The sequence below is a fragment of the Pseudoclavibacter sp. RFBI5 genome, assembly GCF_002931395.1.
Taxonomy (GTDB): domain Bacteria; phylum Actinomycetota; class Actinomycetes; order Actinomycetales; family Microbacteriaceae; genus Pseudoclavibacter.
Window position 1 is genome coordinate 657,071 of record NZ_PSYA01000010.1, and the last position, 16,428, is coordinate 673,498.

Consider the following 16,428-nt stretch of genomic DNA (forward strand, 5'->3'; position numbering starts at 1 on the left):
GGTTCCTTCCCCCCATGACGACCCTGATTGTCGCGGCCAGCGCTACCCGCACCGAGTCTCCACGCAACGCCGATGGAGCTCTGTTCCGCTACGCGTACATCACCGAGCGGGAGACGGTGTATGCCGACACCGTGACCGAGCTGTGCAGCTACCTCATCCCCACCTACGACCAGCTCGTGGAAGCCGGGGATGACACGAGCATGCTCGAAGCGCGCGTGGAGAACCTCGCCCACCGCATCGGCATCGCGCAGGCCATGAGCCTCGAGCAGGTGCTCCTGCAGCGCGAGGAAGCACTCCCCGACGAGGTGATGACGGCGGTGCTGGAACCGAAGGATCGCACGCCCATCCACGTCGACGAGTGGCCGCTCACTGACCTGCCGCTGCTGCTGCTCACTACCCAGTACGCGCCGTTCACAGCAGTCCCCCGCCCCCGCGGCGCTGCCGTCCACTTCTACGACCCCCGCACAGAACGGACGTTCGTGCACGACACCGCGAAGATCGCGGGCTGCCAGTTCCTGGTCCTCGACCGGGCCTAGCAACGCTCTTCCCGAACGCACCTCGCAGATCGTCTGCGGGGTGCGTTCGTCGTCTCCGCCAACTTCCGCCCCGCCAGCCGCATCCGCAGCACCCATCCGAGAGCCGACCATGCCTTCCCCGCCGTTCCACCTCCTCGAGCGCCGATCCGACGCGCTCGCTCGCTTCCGCGCGCGCCTGACCGTCAACGTCTGGGACGCCGCGAGTCTCGAGGGGAGCCCACTCTCACTCGCCGAGGTCGAGTCGATCCTTTCCAGCGAACCCGTCACCGGCGCGGACGAGTTCGACGTCGACCAGGTGCGCGCACTCCGAGACGGGTTCGCGGTGGTCGCTGACCTCGTCAGTGCAGGCGCCTTCCGGCTCGACAAATGGACCTCCGACGCCGTGCACCGCACGGTCGCGCGCTTCGAGGCGATCGAGTCCGGCCACTTCCGAGGCGAAGGGCGCGTCGACGGCGGCGGGGCGGTCTCACTCGGCCAGGGTGCCACCTTCCAGGCGTCAGCGCCGGGCCCCGGTGGTGCCACCCTCCCGCGCGAGCATGAGGCGCTCCTGGCCAGCCTGGCGGGTCTCGACCCGCGCGAGCAGGCGTTGCGGTACTCGGCGGCCGCGACCCGAGCACAGTTCTACTTCGACGGCAACAAGCGCACGTCCCGGCTGATGATGGCCGGCCATCTCCTCGCCCACGGGTTCGACGCGATCGCGGTGTCGGCATCCGCGCATGATGCGTACGACGCAGCTCTGCGGGTCCTTTTCGTCGAGGATCGGGACGACGCGCTCGTGGCCCTGCTCATCGACTGCCGGCGCAGGGATTGAGTGCCGCGCTCCCGCTTGTCGCTGCCGTCCAGTGCTCGAGCGCCCGCATAGCTTGGCCGTAGCACTGCACCACCACCACCACCGCTGCCGCTTCACGCGGCCGACCCCTTGGGAGCACCGCCATGGTCCAGAAGGCAATCACCAGCATCGTCGATGACCTCGACGGCACCGAACTCACTGAGGACGCCGCTGAGACGGTCTCGTTCGCCCTCGACGGGAAGGCGTACGAGATCGACCTGTCGCTCGCGAACGCGCGGGCCCTGCGCGGGGCGCTCATGCCGTACACCGACGCCGGCCGCAAGCTCGGACGCGCACCAGTCTCGAAGACCAACGCCGCTGGACGCCGCACGGATCTCACCCAGATTCGGGCGTGGGCTCGCGAGAACGGACATCAGGTCGCCGAGCGGGGCCGCATCCACTACGACGTCGTGACCGCCTACGACACCGCTCACGCCAGCTAGCGTCCCGCCGCAGGCAGGTCCCCGCATAGAGAGGGCATGCCAGCTTCACTCCTTGCGAGCACCGCCTCGACCGCCACGCTCGCCCCCTCCACCGAGGCCGAGCGCCCGCCCCTCACCGAGCTCGAGTTCCTTGACACCTGCGTCGCAGAGGCGGTCGGCCCTGGTGCGACGGCTCGTCCCGGTCAGGCGCAGCTCGCCGCCGCGATCGCCGCAGCCCTCGCCGGCCGCACCCACACGATCGGGAAGGCGCCGACCGGTGTCGGTAAGTCGATGCCGGGTCTCGGCATTCCCGCGTACCGGGCGGCGCTGTTCGGGGAGCGTTCGGTCGTTTCCACACAGTCGCTGACGCTCCAGGACCAGTACCTGAACAAGGACTGGCCTGCGATCCAGCGGGCAGCGTCCAAGCACCTCGGGGCGGAGCTGAAAGCGGCGTCGCTCAAGGGTGCGAACAACTACATCGATCCGCGCCGCATGGCGCACACGGCCGCCGTCATCCTCGATGACCCGGGTGTCTCGTTCCAGATGCTCAGCGCCCTCGCCGACACGCTCCCGCGCCTCAAGAAAGCGAAAGCCGACGACTACCGAGTGCGCCTCCAGAAGGCGTTCGGCCCGCACATCGACGCGGTTGCCGTGAAGAAACTCCTTATCTGGGCGATCGACCGGCAGCTGAACTTCGATGCTCCGGGCGACCGGCAGTCGTGCGACATCGTCCACTCCGACCGGGAGTGGTTCGCCGTCGCCGCTATGAGCGCGGAAGCGGTCGCGGACTCCGACAAGTGGGGGTTCGAGACGAAGGCGCAGGAAGCGAAGATCCGAGCGTCCGAGGCGGACATCGTGATCGTCCACCACGTGCTCCTCGCGATTCAGGCGGCGAAGGGGCTGAACATCGTCATCGGGAACGCGACGATCGGCCGTATCGACCACCTCATCATCGACGAAGCCCACACGCTCCCCTCTGCCGTCCGCGACCAGGGCGCGTCGACGTTCTCTGGCGCCAGCTTCCGCCGCGTCGAGAACGCCATCGCCGGCGTCATTGACCGCACCGACAGATCGTTCCGCGCGTGGGCGAACGACGGCGAAGACCTCGCCCAGGCCACCGAGCAGGCGCTTGGCCGCTTCACCGGCAAGCGCCTCACCGACCTCGACCACCCGCTCGGCGTGCTCGAGGAGTCCATCGAAGGGTGGATCGAGCAGGGCAAGAGCTTCCTCCCGTCCGGTCGTGGCGCGAAGAACCCGGCGACGATGATCGCGCAGGGCCGCGCTGATGCCGCGATCGCCGCCGTCCTCGACGCGCTCGCCAGCACGGGTGAGCACCGTATCGGGCAGGCCCGTTGGGTCGAGTCGCCCGCGGCTGCCGAGGGTGAACGGAAGTCGTGGACGAGCATCGCTGCGTCTCCTGTCTACGTCGGCGGGATGCTGCGCCGGCAGCTGTGGTTGCGCGAGCTGAACGAGATCGGCGACGAGTCGGTCAAGGAAGAGCACCTCGCCGAGCTCCCGCCACTGGATTCGGAACTCGACCCGGAACCGCGCATCTCGGTTCGCCTCGGCGTTGCCGCGATGTCGGCGACCATGAGCCCGCACTTCGGGTTCGAGGCGAAACTCGACTCCCCCGTCATCGCCTACGACTCGCCCTTCACGGATCAGTACGCCGCGTCCTGCCTGCACGTGCCCGCCGCTTCCACGCCAGAGCTGATGGCCGAGCTCACCGACGCCCCCTACGGCAAGCCTCGACTGTCGCTGCTCAAGCACGTCTCCTGGGCCCGCGCGCACGCCCTGCGCATGGCCCAAGCCAACGGCGGCCGCGCGCTCCTGCTCACCGCGAAGTCCAACGACGGGAAGGCGCTCGCCGAGTACCTCCGCGCGCGCCTGAACGTGGCCGTCTACTCGCAGTGGGACGGCGAGGCGGTCCCCGTCATCACCGCCAAGTGGAAGGCTGACGAGACGAGCGTGTTGGTCGGCACGAAGTCGCTCATGACCGGCGTCGACGCACCCGGTGAGACGTGCTCCCTCGTCTGGATCGACCGGCCCCCGCGCAAGCCAACGAACCCGGTGGACGATGCCCGCGTGGAGTCGCTGATCGAGCAGAACTTCTCCCGTTTCGACGCCATCCGCATGGTCTACGTCAGCGACGCAGCCCTCGAGTTGGAGCAGGCGGTTGGTCGGCTTATCCGCGGAATGCGCGACGGCGGCCTCGCAGTCATTTGCGACCCGCGCCTCGCCAAGGGAACACCCATCTCGTACTCGGAACTGGACCGGCAGACGTACATGAACCCGTTCGGGAAGTTCGGGGTCCGCTTCGCCGGGATCGACCGCGCGGAAGGCTATCTGCGCTACCGCCGCCAGCTCGTGCGAGCATCCGCATGATGGGCGCGAACCACGCGATCACAGGCGCAGCCGCCTGGGTCGCCGTGACCAGCACCGCCACTGGAGCGCTTGGCCTCGTGCCGATGGAGCCCGGGGAGATGCTCGTCGGCATGCTCGTCGCGGCCGGCGCCGCGCTCCTGCCGGACGCTGACCACCCGAACGCGACGATCGCCTATTCGGTGCCCCTCATCGGGTCCGCCGGTGCCAGCGCCGTCAGCGGCATGGTCGGAGGCCACCGACACGGCACCCACTCGCTCCTGTCCATCCCTGTCATCGCCCTCATCGCGTGGGTCTTGCAGTTCGGTATCGCCGACGTCACCTGGTGGGAGCGGCCGATCGCGTGGGTGCCCGCCCTTGCCGTGGTCGCGCTCGTCTGCTTCGCCGCGAAAGCGATGAAACTCGTCGTCTCCTGGCCGAAAGCGTGGGTGGCCGGCGCGACGGTCGGCGCGCTCGTGCTGCTCTTCGCCCCCGAAGACCCGTTCTGGTTGCAACTCGCGATCGTCCTCGGCTTCGTCATCCACCTCGCCGGTGACATGCTCACCGTCGGCGGACTCCCGCTCCTGTGGCCGTGGAACCCGAAGCCGCCGAAAGCGTGGCGGAAGACGCCCGTGCGCTACTTCTGGATGCCCAACGGTTACTTCGCCCTCCCCGTCCTCGGCAAGACCGGGTCCATCCTCGAATGGCTCCTCGGCGCCGCCGTCACGGCTTATCTGGCTTGGGTACTGATCGGGTCGTTCGTCGAGTGACGCCGGTGTCAGCCATCTCCCAAGTCGTGGATGCGGTTGCGTTGACAGGTGGTGCGGCCAGACGCACGGTCGCGGCGTCGAAGTCCCGTAACGCGTCCCTCAGTCGACGCACAGTCCCGAACCCAGATTGCTCAGCAACAGCTTCGACGGAACGCTCGGGAGTGCGCGTCCAGATGCCGCGGGCGACAAGCACTCGGGCGCGCCGGATGGCGCGAACGATCGTGTCCCCGTTCGCTCGAAAGGCGAGCTGCAGCGTGCGTGCGGAGTTGCCACCGCTCAGCCGTACAACGTCGGCTGGTGACAGGTCCGGGTCGGTGGCGTGCAGGCTGATGTAGTGCAGCGCCGCCTCATAGGAGTCTCGATTCCCGGCAGGGATTGCTTTGCGCAGCAGCGTCCTGCCGATGCCTGCTGCCGCGGTGTACATGATGTCGGTGGCGCCCTCTGTCTCTGGCAGGGGTGCTCGTGCGAGGCCGTAGGCGGCCGCGTAGGTGACCGCGTTGAGTGCCGGATCCCGGAAGTACCGCATCTGCCCGTCCTCACAGTCTGCGGTGCCGCCATGCTCCGGCATCTCGACACTCAGCATCACAACCTCATTCTCGTCTGCGAGGAAGCGAAGATGCAGGACGAGGGTGTCCGGGGCTTTTGAGGCCGCCTGCCCGCGCTGGAGCACGTAGGACCGCGACCCTTCATTGGTCTCGACTTCGACCTCGACTTCTCCCTTGGCGATGAAGATAAAGAGGCGGCGCTGCGCGGCCACGTCCGCAGACCGCTCAAGCGTCATCCGACTCACCGGCCACGTCGCGTGGCAGGCGAACCAACGTGGAGCTGCCGTCGCAGCAACGGTCACCCGAGCGCCCTCTTCGAGCTCGGAGACCGTTACATGCTTATTGACGAGCATCGAAGAGAACTGCAGCGGCGTATCGACGCTGTCGACACGAATCATCGTGTGGTCGTGTGCGTGGTCAAAAGCGGTCATGCGATCGTGCGCTCGTCTTCCGAAGTCTGGGGGAATGGCTTAGGACACAAGTGATTCGACGCGATTTTGACGACGGATTGAACGAAATCCCATGTCTCTCCATCTTCACGGACCATTCGGCAGCCACCCGGAATGACGACTGAAATACGCAATCAGACGACGAGATACCGAAACCACGATCGCTGCGACCGCGCCGCACACAGTCTCTTCGACACCGAGGAGACACCGCTCATGAGCACATCTGCACCCGCCGCTGACGCCCGCCGCGAGTCCGCCCGAGGCCACGGCGCGAGGCCTGGCCAGTTCGGCTTCCAGGACCACTCCGCACCGGCCGCGTTCGACCCTGGCTCGGCCGCTGGCGACGAGCTCTCCCCGGTCGCCGCAGCACTGCTCGAGGAGCCTCGTCGGGAGCCACAGTTCAAGCTCCGCGGCTTCGTCGGCGAAGAGACTGTCCACGCGTTCGCGCGAGCTATCGGCGAGGGCGATTACCCCGCTGCCCGAGTCGCGGCTGCGCACATGAGCGACGAGGATCAGGCTCGCATGGCCGATGCGGTGCTGCCGTTCGTCGATGGCTCGTTCGCGAAGCCCGACCCGGCTGAGTGGGATGACTTCGAGCTGTCGTTCAAGGCTGCGTTCGTGAACGCGCAGGGTGGACGTCCCGACCTGGAGTACCTCGCGGATGCCGGTGAAGCCTCCAAGGGCTACATGGGCGGTTCTAAGTTCGAAGGCCACCTCGCCCGGGCGACGCACATGGAGTCGCGGACCCAGATCGCGAAGCGCATCCGCGGCGACATCACGGCTGCCCAGGACGCCGGCTATCTCCCCGCCGAGCTGAAAGTGTCGGTCCGGCAGAACACGGGCGCTGGCGTCTCCTCGTTCTCGGTCACCGGCACGAACGTCGACCAGGACTACCTCACCGAGCCGATCGACCCGGCCGATCCGGACTATGTCTACAGCGATCGTCGCGACACCGAGCACGGGCGAGAGCTCGCCCTCTGGCTCGAGGTCGCCACCAGCCGGTACACGTCCAAGAACACGAACTCGCAGGTCGACTTCTTCCAGAGCTACCACGACGTCTACGTGCGCTTCGACTGACCGGTCCCGGGCGCCGCCGCACACAGTGTGAGCGAACCGACCCGAGGAGCCTCACCATGACCATGTCCGCAGACGCGATCGCCCGCCGCGAGTCCAGCCGCGGCAACGGCACGACCGGTGGCGAGTTCGGCTACCAGCCTCACTCCCTCCCCGGCGAGATCGCCGTGCCGGGCGCCGACCGTGCGGAGATCGAAGCGCTCCTGGAACCCTCCCGGGGTAAGTATGACTTCGAGGACCGAGTCGAGGCGCTGACGCAGCTCCGCGACATCCTCGGCGACAGCTTCGGCTCCCGCGCGATCGACCGCATGAACGCTGCCGGATGGCGGCCCGACCTGGTCTACATCTCCTCCGACGACCAGCTGCGCCCCTCCCAGATGGACGAGTATCTCGCCGACAGCAGCGAGTTCGTGAACGGTGACGATGACATCTCGTGGCTCGGGGACAGCACGTACGACCGTGCGGAAGAGGTCGCGATGAACCTCGTCGGCGACGAGGACGAAGTTGATGAGTACGGCGATGAGACCGACAACGAGACGGCCTGGAACGAGATCTCCAGCTCCACACAGGACGACCTGCGCATGTGGGCGACTGATTGGGACGAATCTGACCCCGCAGCCGATCTGGTCCGAAACACGCACACGCAGCTCGTGCAGCTGCCGGTGTCAGGCGCCGAGGACGCACTTCACGATTCACCGGATCTGAACCACGCCGACCCTGAGGTCGCATTCAAGGCCCGCGAGCGGATGCTGCAGAAGCTCTTCATGGGAGCGGGCATCGCGATGACGGAGACGAACCAGCAGCGCATCCGCGAGCTCATCACCGAGGGCATGGGCGGCACGTCCGAACCGTTCAGCGAATACCAGATCAAGGTGCTCGCCTACACCGACCTCGGGTCCGCCACCCTCTCCGGCATCCGCACCGACCGCCCGAACAACGTGGACGTCGACCGCAGGGTCACCTCGACGAATCCGCGGGTGCTCGTCATCCAGCGCGGCTCCGGCTATGGCCACGACGTCCAGCTTGAAGGGCGGCTCACGAGCCACCTCACGCCGGACTCGCCCGCCGTCGTCGACGACAACCAGGGGTACTGGTCCTGGAACGAGGTCGCGGGCCTCTACGAGCCGGCATACGCGCCCGAGGCGCCGCTCGAGTCGGAGTGGATCGCGGCAGCGTAGTCGGGGCGGCCGCCGCTAGCGGCAGGTGGCTGCCGTGACGACGGGCAAGTTGATTCGGATATCGTCGTTGTCGCCAGTTGCGAGCGGGAGTGAGAAGACGAAGCGAATGGTCGCGGTTGTGCTGCTCGGCGCCGTCCATGTGAACGAGTAGGCCGCCTCGGCGCCCAGGATTCGGGTCGGACCGAAGTTCGCCTTGGTGGCAGCGTTCCACTGCTGGACGTTGTTGATCGTCACCGCCAGAGTCTGAACGGTACTCTGCACGTTGCTCGCGCGCGCCCGGAAGCTGAAGGTGTAGGCCGTTCCGGCGACCGGTGTGAATGGTGCCGAGATTGTGACGGTCGTGGTGCCAGCTCCACCGGTGACCCGGTCTTGCACCGAGAGGAACGATGTGGCGTTGTTGGCGACGGTCAGGTAGGTGCCGCCGTACTGATTGTTGAACTGTGCCTGCGAGCCCGCTCGAAGCGGGCCGGCAACGACGGGAGCCGACCACAGGGCGGCGTTATTGAGCTGTGGGCATGGCCGTGACGCGGCATGGGCTGGGGTTGCGATACCGAATGCGATGACGGGCACCGCCCACGCTCCGGTCTTCAAGACCCTGCGGCGGTCCGCGGAGACTTCGGCGTGGGTTTCGTTGCGTGCAGACATGGTTTCCTCTCCTCGCGGCTCAGCGAGCGCCGGGCCTCCAGCAGTCTGATTCCCGCGACAGAGACTGACGCCCCGGGGACCGAAAAACGAACAAGAACGCCGTTTCTACGAAGTCCGCTGGCTGAGCCTCTTCTGACCTAGACGTTGCTGACGCGCCACAACGGCGGGGCGTGCGAGCAAGGTAGCCCCGCCGAATCATGGGGGTGTTCCGGCGGGGCCATGGCTGTTGCAGTGTGGTGGCGAGCGTACGGCCAGGTCCCCCGACCTGCCGCTACGCTCGCCACCGGCCTGGTTCCCCAACCGGCGCTCTGCCGCAACACCGGAGAACCTACCGACCAAGTAGGTGCTTAGCGAATTTGTTCTGCGAGCCTGCGCTTTTCCGTCTCAACCGATCGGATTCTGGGAGGACGAGGGTTCAGAGAGGGCGAATCGGCCAGTCATTTGGGGTCGCAAAGTCCGGCTCGGTGCGGCGCTTAAACGCCTCCAGGCTCGTCATCTGCTCCCTGTACGCGGCTGCCTGCGGGTCCATCCGAGCGTCGCTGCTGAGCTCCTGAACCAGCTGCAGCAGCGCGAGCTGGCCGGTGGCCACGGCGTCCGCTCGTGCCGTGTGGGCGTCGTCGAGGTGGATGCCGTAGTGGCGGGTCACGGCCTCGAGGGTGCGTTTGCCGCGGCGGTACTTATCGAAGTGCTTGTCGATGACGAGCGGGTCGATAACGATCACGCCGGTCATGTTGAGGGTCAGTTTGCCGTGGCGCCGCAGTTCGCGGTCGAGGAGGGTGAAGTCGTAGGGCGCGTTGAACACCACCATGGGGATCCCTGCCGCAGCAGCGTCGGCGATGGAGGAAGCGAGGAGCACCGCCGCCTGCTCGGGGTCGATGCCAGACGCTGCGGCGTGCTCTGTAGTGATGCCGTGCACCTCGGTCGCCCGCGCGGGGATCTCGATGCCCGGGTTGACGAGGAGGTCCATGTCCCCGTCGACGGTCACGCCGCCCTTCCCATCGTCGACGACATCGCCGATGAAGGCGGTTACGATGCGGGCAGTCTCGACGTCGATACCAGTGGTCTCGAGGTCGAAGACGCGCACCCGCGTCAGCGGCTGAGTGGCGGTGGGAGTGGTGTCGGAAGTCATGTCAGTCCTATGCGGGCGAGGAACTCGGTCAGGAGGCCGCCGAGGGACACGGGGACGTCCTCGAGCATGCCGAAGGCCTCCGACGCTGCGGCAAACTCCACCGCGACGACGGCCACGGCAATCCAAATCAGCAGGCGGCAGATACGGGCGCGTTTCGCGCGCCGAGCGTCGCGAACCTCGCGGCTGCGGCGGTCCTCGGTGCCATTCAGGAGGGTCTCGACCTGCGCGTCCCACCAAGAGGGGAATGCGGCGGGGGGAGGTGCGGCGCGGGCATCCACCTCGGCACCGAGAGTGTCCGCGACGAGCTCCGTGGTCCCGTAGTTCCAGTCCTCTTCGGTCGAGACGATCGTCTCATTCGTCAGCGGGTCGACGCGGATCGCGGCGAACTGGAGCTGCGGCTGCGGTTCGGTGTCGGTGGTTGCGTCGGGAGCTTCCGGGGTGCTCTGGTTGTCGTTCATGCCTGCACCTCTGCGCCGAGGCGGGCGGTGAGGTTCGCGCGGATGTCGCCGAGCATGTCTTCGAGTTGCTCGTTCGGCATCGTCGCGAAGGCGGGGACCGGGGAGAGCTCTGACGACTTGGACTCGCGAAGCTCCAGCTCCTGGACGAGCTCGGCTTCGGTGCGCTCGAGTGTCTCGTTGTCCATCAGTGTGTGCGGGGTCGGTGCCATCATGGTGATCCTCCAAGGTGTCGGGCCCGCGAGTGTCGTGCGGGGCGTCTGCACACCTATGCGGGGCCTCCTCACGGCACCCCGGTGATCGCCTGCGCCATACTGGGAATGTCCTGGCGCCTACGACCAAGGGGAGAACCGATGACAACCCGTGGTGAGATCACGACCATGCTTTTGGCACTCGGCCAGCCCCTCTCGCATGAAAGCGCGCAGGCGGCACTCACGCTCGTCGGGGAGACCGTCGAGGACGCCTACAAGGAAGGCCGCGCCTCCTACCTGATGCTCTCCGCCTTCGACGACGGCACGGTTTTCAGTCTCAAGAACGGCAAGCTGGACAAGATCGTCATGCGCATCCAGGAAGAATCGCGCTACGGCACCTACCCCCGCCCTGCCTCGATTGTCGAGGGGATCGATGCGACGTCCGATCGGGCTGCGGTCGTCTCGGTTCTCGGCGAACCCGCGTCCAGCCGGCCCGATTGGGACATGTTCGGGTCGGGCAAGCGTCGTATCCACGTCCGGTATCGAGACGGGCTCGTGGCCCGCATCACCGCACTGGTCCCTTAAGATCCCGGGGCACATGTGCGCGGCGTGATTGCACCGTTCACAGCGATCCAGGTCGGGTGCGGCCCAGCGGTGTCGGCCCGGACTGCCGAGCAAGGTCTGGGGCCAGGTCCAGCTGGCTTAGCAATCGTGTAGTCCGCTGCACTCAGATAGGAATCTGGAACGAGCCCATCCGCCCCGCATAGTCCGGGCATGAACACACCCTGCAGCATCAGCAACTGCCCCCAGGATTTCGCGTGGCACTCCCTCGCCTTCCGTGAGTTCCAGGCGGAGCACGGGAAGCCTCCGGTTCAGCGCCGTGCCGCCGGTGTCGGCCCGCACGAGTTCCACATCGGCCAGTGGTGGCGAGGCGTCCTCGACCTCATCCGCACCAGCGACCCGGACTCGCTCTCCGATGAGTTGCTGACCTCCGTCGCGGACCTGGCAGCGCACAAACGACCGCCGAGGCGTGTCGCTCGCCGGCAGAAGATGTTCGCCAGCGACCTCGAGCGCGCGCAGTTCATCGTCGACTTCGCTAGCGAGTACGGGAAGCTCCCCCGCACTTTCGGCATCGAGCAGGACCCCGAGCGTCGTGCCGGGCAGACTCTCAACGTCCTCCGAGTTCGAGCCCGCGGCTCCAGCGTCAAGAAGCCCCGTCCCCTCGATGAGGAGGCGCTTGAGCTGTTCGCCGAGCACTTGCCGAGTGGCGCCGGCCCTGGCGACCGATCCCCGGCGTGACACCCGCGCGACCGTGCGGATACTCGTCGCGGCGTGAGAGCTCGTCAGCTCGGGCTTGGAGCCTGAACGTTCATCGGTGAGATTTCGACGTCGACGTTGCCGAAAATGAAGCCGTCAGGGCGAACGAGGCTGCCGTCGTAAAGGTCGATCGGAAAGGCGAGCATGGAGTAGATCGACGCTGCAGTCCAGACCACAACGACCGCAGCGAACAACAGGATCGACTTATTGAACTGACGCCGAGCATCTACGAGAACCGTTCCTCGCCGTGCGAGGGCAGTCAAGCTACTCACGAAACCGATCGCCAGGGCCAGATAGACGAACGCTCCCGGTTGCAGTGTCAGAGCGAGGCAGTTCGGGACTTGCTCGGTGATCTCCTGGTTTGCGTCGATGTACTCGCCGGCACCAGTGACACCTCCTGGGCAGTAGCTGCGCGATGCGTTGCTCGCGATGGTGTGGATCAGCGCCAACGCGAGCAACCAGAGCGTGTACCGGCGCACTTCAAGAAGCCACCCTTTTCCTATGGCGGTGTCCAGGGCGGCAGGAGCAACTAGGTCTGGATCCGGGTTCGCGGTCATCGTTGCCTCGCTTCGTTGTTCAGTGGTTGAGCGCGGGTACGTCATCACGCTCCCAACCGAGGCTGGACGCTCTCCGGGTGGCAAAAGGCTCGCGCCTGGTAGTGGCCTGCCGCGTAGCGCCGCACACAGTCCCGGTACGAGCACTCTGGAGGCCATCCGCATGTCCCACATCGCCTCGGGCGCTGCCGCCCGCCGAGAGCCTGGGAACGGCTACCTCCGCACCCCTCCCACGACCGAAGGACGATGACCCATGACGATCAGCAACGAAGCGGCCCAGCGCCGGGAAGCCTCTCGAAGCAACGGCACCACCGGAGGTCAGTTCGGACACCAGCAGCACACTGCTCCCGCCCCGGGACAGTTCGCCGCAGTCCCGACCGCATCCACGCGAGCCGCGGAGCACCGGTACGACGCGGCAGTGAATCAGCTCCGCGCGCTCGACAACATCGGCGAGATCGCGGATCCCGCGCGGAAGGCTGAGCTCACGCGCGAGGCGATTGCAGCGGCGGCCGCCGTGCACTACCCGACCGCGGACCGGGTCGCGCTCACCTACGACAACGACGGAGGCAGCTACTCCCAATTCGACCGGATCATGGACGCCAACGGTGACATCATCGCGCAAGGCCCCGAGTACGACATCGACGAGGACAGCATCGAGTTCAACGCCAAGGTCGCCGACGCCACCAGCTACCACGGCATCCCGCTCGAGGGCACCTACGACCTCACCTGGCTGCCGAACGAGTACGACGAACGGAAGACAATGCCGACGCGGGAGCAGGTCCACCGCTTCGCGGCGAACCGCGCTCGAGCTGCGCGAGTCCGGGAGGCCGAGGACGCTGAGACCCGGGCCATGGCAGGTCGGCTCGTGAAAGATGCCCTGCCGACGGCCGCTCGAATCCACTTCTACGAGGACGGGCTCATCCGTAGCGTCGAGGACTCCTCCGGCGCCGAGATCTGGGACGACGAGTCGGCCAAGCTGGAGGGCGACGTCGACCGACGGATGGTTGACGCCAACTCGCTCCTGCGGACGTTCGAGTCTGATGGCCGCGAGGAGGAACGGGAGCCGATGGCGCTCTAGGTTCACGTTCGCAAGACGCCCGCCACGGTCACCCGTGGCGGGCGTCTTGCTGTGCCCCACCAGCACCCCGAATCTGATTCCCGAAGGACCGCAAAGGACCGCTCGGAACCAGGCGACCCGTGCCGGTGAAATGCCGGTGGACCTATGCTGGAGACCATGAAACACCGTGAATATCCGCAAACACAGGATGGACCTCGAGCCCGCGTCTCCCCAGTAAATGACTGGCAACAGGACCGGTTGGTTGCGGACGTTCACGGTGAACTCAGTCCTTCACACGGAAGAGGTCGTGGGTTCGAGTCCCGCATCACCCACTAGGAAAAGCCCCGATCTGACGCCCTAACGTCAGATCGGGGCTTTTCTCTTGCTTGGGTAGTTGGCGCAGAGTTGGCGCTAACCTGTTTTGTGCTCAGCCCGCGAGCTCGTTCCGCACTCGGTCGGACGCGCTCTCGATGCGCTCGGAGAGTTCACTGTCGGGGGCCCGTGGCACACTCCCGCGCATGAACGAACTAGCCGTACAGGTCACCGCCAAGTCGCCCTCGAGTCGCTGGTGCTGCGGTGCGAGACGGCCCGGGAGCGGGTGGACTCGAAGTGGACGAAGCGCATCGTGTGTTGGCGCCCGGTGGTGACGAGGCCTGTCGATGGCATGTCGTGGCTCCTGTGGGGTGACTCTCCCCCGGTGCGGGACGTCGACGGCGACACGTACGAGCCGATCTTGTTCGAACCGCTCGAGGTGTTCGACGCGTGGCTCGAGATGCTGCAGTGGGTGACCGAGGGTGGCGTGCGCGCCGAGGTGCGCCAGGCGCTTGAGGTCGGGACGATGAGCGAGAAGGAGTGGGCGATATCTCACGGCAACGCGCAGATCCGCGGGACCGTCATCCTCGAGGGCGACGCCCTCGCCGCGCAGAGCCTCGCGTCTGAGCTCTCGGTCGCGCTGCTCTGCATGGATCAGCGGGCCAGGAAGAAGAAAGTGTGGTGAGTTCTGCATGACGTGGCTGTCTTCCCAGTCGCGTGGTCGCATCAGTAGTCTGGCTCCATCCCCCGGCTCTCTCATCGGAGACATATGAAGAAACTTCTGGCTTTCCTTTGCGCTTGCACCGCGGTGCTGCTCTTTGCGACAACTGCAGCCGCCGCCCCTGGAGTCTTGGCGAACGAGTACAACGAGTTTGACGTCGGGCCGGAACTCTTGAGCGCCGAGATCGTAACGCCGACGACAGTAAGGGGCGGTGACACCGTCCGCATCAACTGGAGTGTGCGCAGCACCCGTGACATCGCATACAGCGCAGTGGACCTCGCGAACGGCACGGTCTTCTCTCCGGAAACCAGGAAAATCCTCGGACACTACGACATGGAGATTACGGGGCGCGAAGGGGACATCGTTTTCGGCACCACGTCCTTTTCCCCCAACGGACCGGAGTGGGCGCCTGGTGAATGGCGCGTGCAAGGCCTGGGCTTCTTCGACGAGTTGGGCGTGCACGGGGGTGCGGACGAGGCATACAGCCCAGTTATCCAAGCTCTTCCGAAGCTCCAAATCGACGTGGGCACAGACGGCGACCAAGAAGCACCAGAGCTCATCGACCTGCAAGTGGACGCACCGGCAGAGGTACGTCAGAGCGACGTCATTTGGTTCAACTGGACGATGCGCGAGTCCAGCCGCGTCAAGTCTCTGCTGCTGACTATCACCGGCCCGGATGGCCGGTCGTACACGGCTGAGGGCTTCGACATGCTGACTGCGACCAGGGAAGGCGATCGTGTCTCGGGAGCACTGCACCTCACAGTGAACAACTTCACGTGGGCGCTCGGCGAGTATCGAGTTACCCAGCTCACCACATGGGACGAACACGAGAACCGACTCATCCAGGCCACGCCAGCTGACAACGCCGCACTGGCCTCCGCCGCGGCGTTCACGGTTGTCGATTCCGGAGGACCAGACGTCACGGCTCCAGAATTGCTCTCAGCAGGATTCGAGCAGTCCACGGTTCGCATGGGTGACGAACCGGATATCAACTGGACCATCCGGGATGAGAGCGACATGGACGATGTCAGGTTCTACCTCAAAAACTACCGGGGGACGATCTACACCATGCGTGGGGACGGTGGCGACCGCCTGGGCGAAGTTCTTACCGGCGCGTCCGGAGCATGGCTGACTGTCACCCCCTACGAAGAGGACATACCCAAGTGGGGAGGAGGTGTCTACGAAGTTGTGGGCGCCGAGCTCGTCGACGACTACGGCAATGTGACCACACTGACGTCCGATCATCCGATCATCTCAGGCCTGCCAGACATGACCGTCCTGCCCCGCGACGCCCCAATCCCGTCCCGAACGCCCTCCCCGACCATCACCGCCACCCCCTCGCCAACAGCAACCGAGACCCCGACAGCAAGCTCCACACCGACAGAGACACCAACGGGTGTTCCTTCGCCGACGACGCCGGACCCCACCGGTTCGGCCGCACCGTCCCCCACGGAGACCGCAGTCTCGACAGCGTCACCGACAGTCACCGACTCCCCCACGAGCACGATCACCGCATCACCGACTCCGATTGGGACGACAAGCGCACCGCTTCCCCCCATACCAGCCTCTTCGACCGCTACCGCTGAAAGCGACCCATCTGCACCTTCCATGTCAGCCGCATCAGCCCCCGCGGGACACCCCACCCCACCACACAGCGAACAACCTCACGCGCTTGCATCCACCGGGACAGACACGCTTGCCCCCCTGGGCCTCCTCACGAGCTCGCTGCTCGCCCTCGGTGTCACGCTTCTCCTCGCTCGAAAGCGCGCGGCCAAACCGTAGCGCCGGCCAAGCCAAAACTCAGCTCAACGACGAAACACGCCCCTCCCGCGCAGCGTCACTCTGGGTGTCCAGGGTCGCTACCGCGAGAGGGGCGGAGTCGT

18 protein-coding genes are annotated in these 16,428 nt (G+C 66.2%); 12 read left to right on the forward strand and 6 right to left on the reverse strand.

Annotation, left to right across the window (positions count from 1 at the left end; all coding sequences use genetic code 11):
- Positions 1 to 14 precede the first annotated feature (14 nt).
- From C5E06_RS09990 to C5E06_RS10010, 5 genes are all read left to right on the forward strand, one after another.
- The gene (locus C5E06_RS09990) at positions 15 to 536 is read left to right on the forward strand and encodes a hypothetical protein (protein WP_104306785.1); all 522 of its coding nucleotides are present in this window, start codon (positions 15 to 17) and stop codon (positions 534 to 536) included.
- Positions 537 to 645: 109 nt separating this feature from the next.
- Positions 646 to 1,347 (forward strand): cell filamentation protein Fic, encoded by a 702-nt coding sequence (locus tag C5E06_RS09995; protein ID WP_104306786.1) that lies wholly within the window; start codon positions 646 to 648, stop codon positions 1,345 to 1,347.
- 122 nt (positions 1,348 to 1,469) lie between these two features.
- The gene (locus tag C5E06_RS10000) at positions 1,470 to 1,808 is read left to right on the forward strand and encodes an Lsr2 family protein (protein WP_104306787.1); all 339 of its coding nucleotides are present in this window, start codon (positions 1,470 to 1,472) and stop codon (positions 1,806 to 1,808) included.
- 36 nt (positions 1,809 to 1,844) lie between these two features.
- A complete protein-coding gene (locus C5E06_RS10005; RefSeq protein WP_104306788.1) occupies positions 1,845 to 4,172 on the forward strand; it encodes an ATP-dependent DNA helicase in 2,328 nt (775 codons plus the stop codon).
- Positions 4,169 to 4,918 (forward strand): metal-dependent hydrolase, encoded by a 750-nt coding sequence (locus C5E06_RS10010; protein ID WP_104306789.1) that lies wholly within the window; start codon positions 4,169 to 4,171, stop codon positions 4,916 to 4,918. The genes C5E06_RS10005 and C5E06_RS10010 overlap by 4 nt, the downstream gene beginning before the upstream one ends.
- Here C5E06_RS10010 and C5E06_RS10015 read toward each other — a convergent pair.
- The gene (locus C5E06_RS10015) at positions 4,872 to 5,894 is read right to left on the reverse strand and encodes an AraC family transcriptional regulator (RefSeq protein WP_146081359.1); all 1,023 of its coding nucleotides are present in this window, start codon (positions 5,892 to 5,894) and stop codon (positions 4,872 to 4,874) included. The two genes, C5E06_RS10010 and C5E06_RS10015, sit on opposite strands and share 47 nt — an antisense overlap.
- A gap of 231 nt (positions 5,895 to 6,125) precedes the next feature.
- Between C5E06_RS10015 and C5E06_RS10020 the strand changes: the two genes are divergently transcribed.
- Both C5E06_RS10020 and C5E06_RS10025 read left to right on the forward strand, forming a co-directional pair.
- The gene (locus tag C5E06_RS10020; RefSeq protein ID WP_104306791.1) at positions 6,126 to 6,989 is read left to right on the forward strand and encodes a hypothetical protein; all 864 of its coding nucleotides are present in this window, start codon (positions 6,126 to 6,128) and stop codon (positions 6,987 to 6,989) included.
- A gap of 56 nt (positions 6,990 to 7,045) precedes the next feature.
- Positions 7,046 to 8,164: a hypothetical protein gene (locus C5E06_RS10025; RefSeq protein WP_104306792.1), complete on the forward strand. Its 1,119-nt coding sequence runs from the start codon at positions 7,046 to 7,048 to the stop codon at positions 8,162 to 8,164.
- Between the two features lie 15 nt (positions 8,165 to 8,179).
- Here C5E06_RS10025 and C5E06_RS10030 read toward each other — a convergent pair whose 3' ends face one another.
- From C5E06_RS10030 to C5E06_RS10045, 4 genes are all read right to left on the reverse strand, one after another.
- Positions 8,180 to 8,809, reverse strand: coding sequence for a hypothetical protein (locus C5E06_RS10030; RefSeq protein ID WP_104306793.1), 630 nt, complete (start codon positions 8,807 to 8,809; stop codon positions 8,180 to 8,182).
- 415 nt (positions 8,810 to 9,224) lie between these two features.
- Positions 9,225 to 9,938 (reverse strand): exonuclease domain-containing protein, encoded by a 714-nt coding sequence (locus C5E06_RS10035; RefSeq protein ID WP_104306794.1) that lies wholly within the window; start codon positions 9,936 to 9,938, stop codon positions 9,225 to 9,227.
- Positions 9,935 to 10,396, reverse strand: a complete 462-nt coding sequence (locus tag C5E06_RS10040; protein WP_104306795.1) for a hypothetical protein — start codon at positions 10,394 to 10,396, stop codon at positions 9,935 to 9,937. The genes C5E06_RS10035 and C5E06_RS10040 overlap by 4 nt, the downstream gene beginning before the upstream one ends.
- A complete protein-coding gene (locus C5E06_RS10045) occupies positions 10,393 to 10,608 on the reverse strand; it encodes a hypothetical protein (RefSeq protein WP_104306796.1) in 216 nt (71 codons plus the stop codon). The genes C5E06_RS10040 and C5E06_RS10045 overlap by 4 nt, the downstream gene beginning before the upstream one ends.
- Before the next feature lie 138 nt (positions 10,609 to 10,746).
- Here C5E06_RS10045 and C5E06_RS10050 point away from each other — a divergent pair, with 138 nt between their 5' ends.
- On the forward strand, positions 10,747 to 11,169 hold the full coding sequence (locus C5E06_RS10050; RefSeq protein WP_104306797.1) for a hypothetical protein: 423 nt from the start codon (positions 10,747 to 10,749) through the stop codon (positions 11,167 to 11,169).
- A gap of 189 nt (positions 11,170 to 11,358) precedes the next feature.
- A complete protein-coding gene (locus tag C5E06_RS10055; protein WP_104306798.1) occupies positions 11,359 to 11,883 on the forward strand; it encodes a hypothetical protein in 525 nt (174 codons plus the stop codon).
- A gap of 44 nt (positions 11,884 to 11,927) precedes the next feature.
- On the opposite strand, the gene C5E06_RS10060 is transcribed toward C5E06_RS10055, so the two are convergent.
- A complete protein-coding gene (locus tag C5E06_RS10060; protein WP_146081360.1) occupies positions 11,928 to 12,458 on the reverse strand; it encodes a hypothetical protein in 531 nt (176 codons plus the stop codon).
- A gap of 250 nt (positions 12,459 to 12,708) precedes the next feature.
- On the opposite strand from C5E06_RS10060, the gene C5E06_RS10065 reads away from it, so the two are divergent.
- From C5E06_RS10065 to C5E06_RS10075, 3 genes are all read left to right on the forward strand, one after another.
- Positions 12,709 to 13,533, forward strand: coding sequence for a hypothetical protein (locus tag C5E06_RS10065; RefSeq protein ID WP_104306800.1), 825 nt, complete (start codon positions 12,709 to 12,711; stop codon positions 13,531 to 13,533).
- Positions 13,534 to 14,155: 622 nt separating this feature from the next.
- Positions 14,156 to 14,509, forward strand: a complete 354-nt coding sequence (locus C5E06_RS10070; protein ID WP_146080529.1) for a hypothetical protein — start codon at positions 14,156 to 14,158, stop codon at positions 14,507 to 14,509.
- Between the two features lie 84 nt (positions 14,510 to 14,593).
- Positions 14,594 to 16,327, forward strand: coding sequence for a hypothetical protein (locus C5E06_RS10075; protein ID WP_104241308.1), 1,734 nt, complete (start codon positions 14,594 to 14,596; stop codon positions 16,325 to 16,327).
- The last annotated feature ends 101 nt before the right edge of the window (positions 16,328 to 16,428 follow it).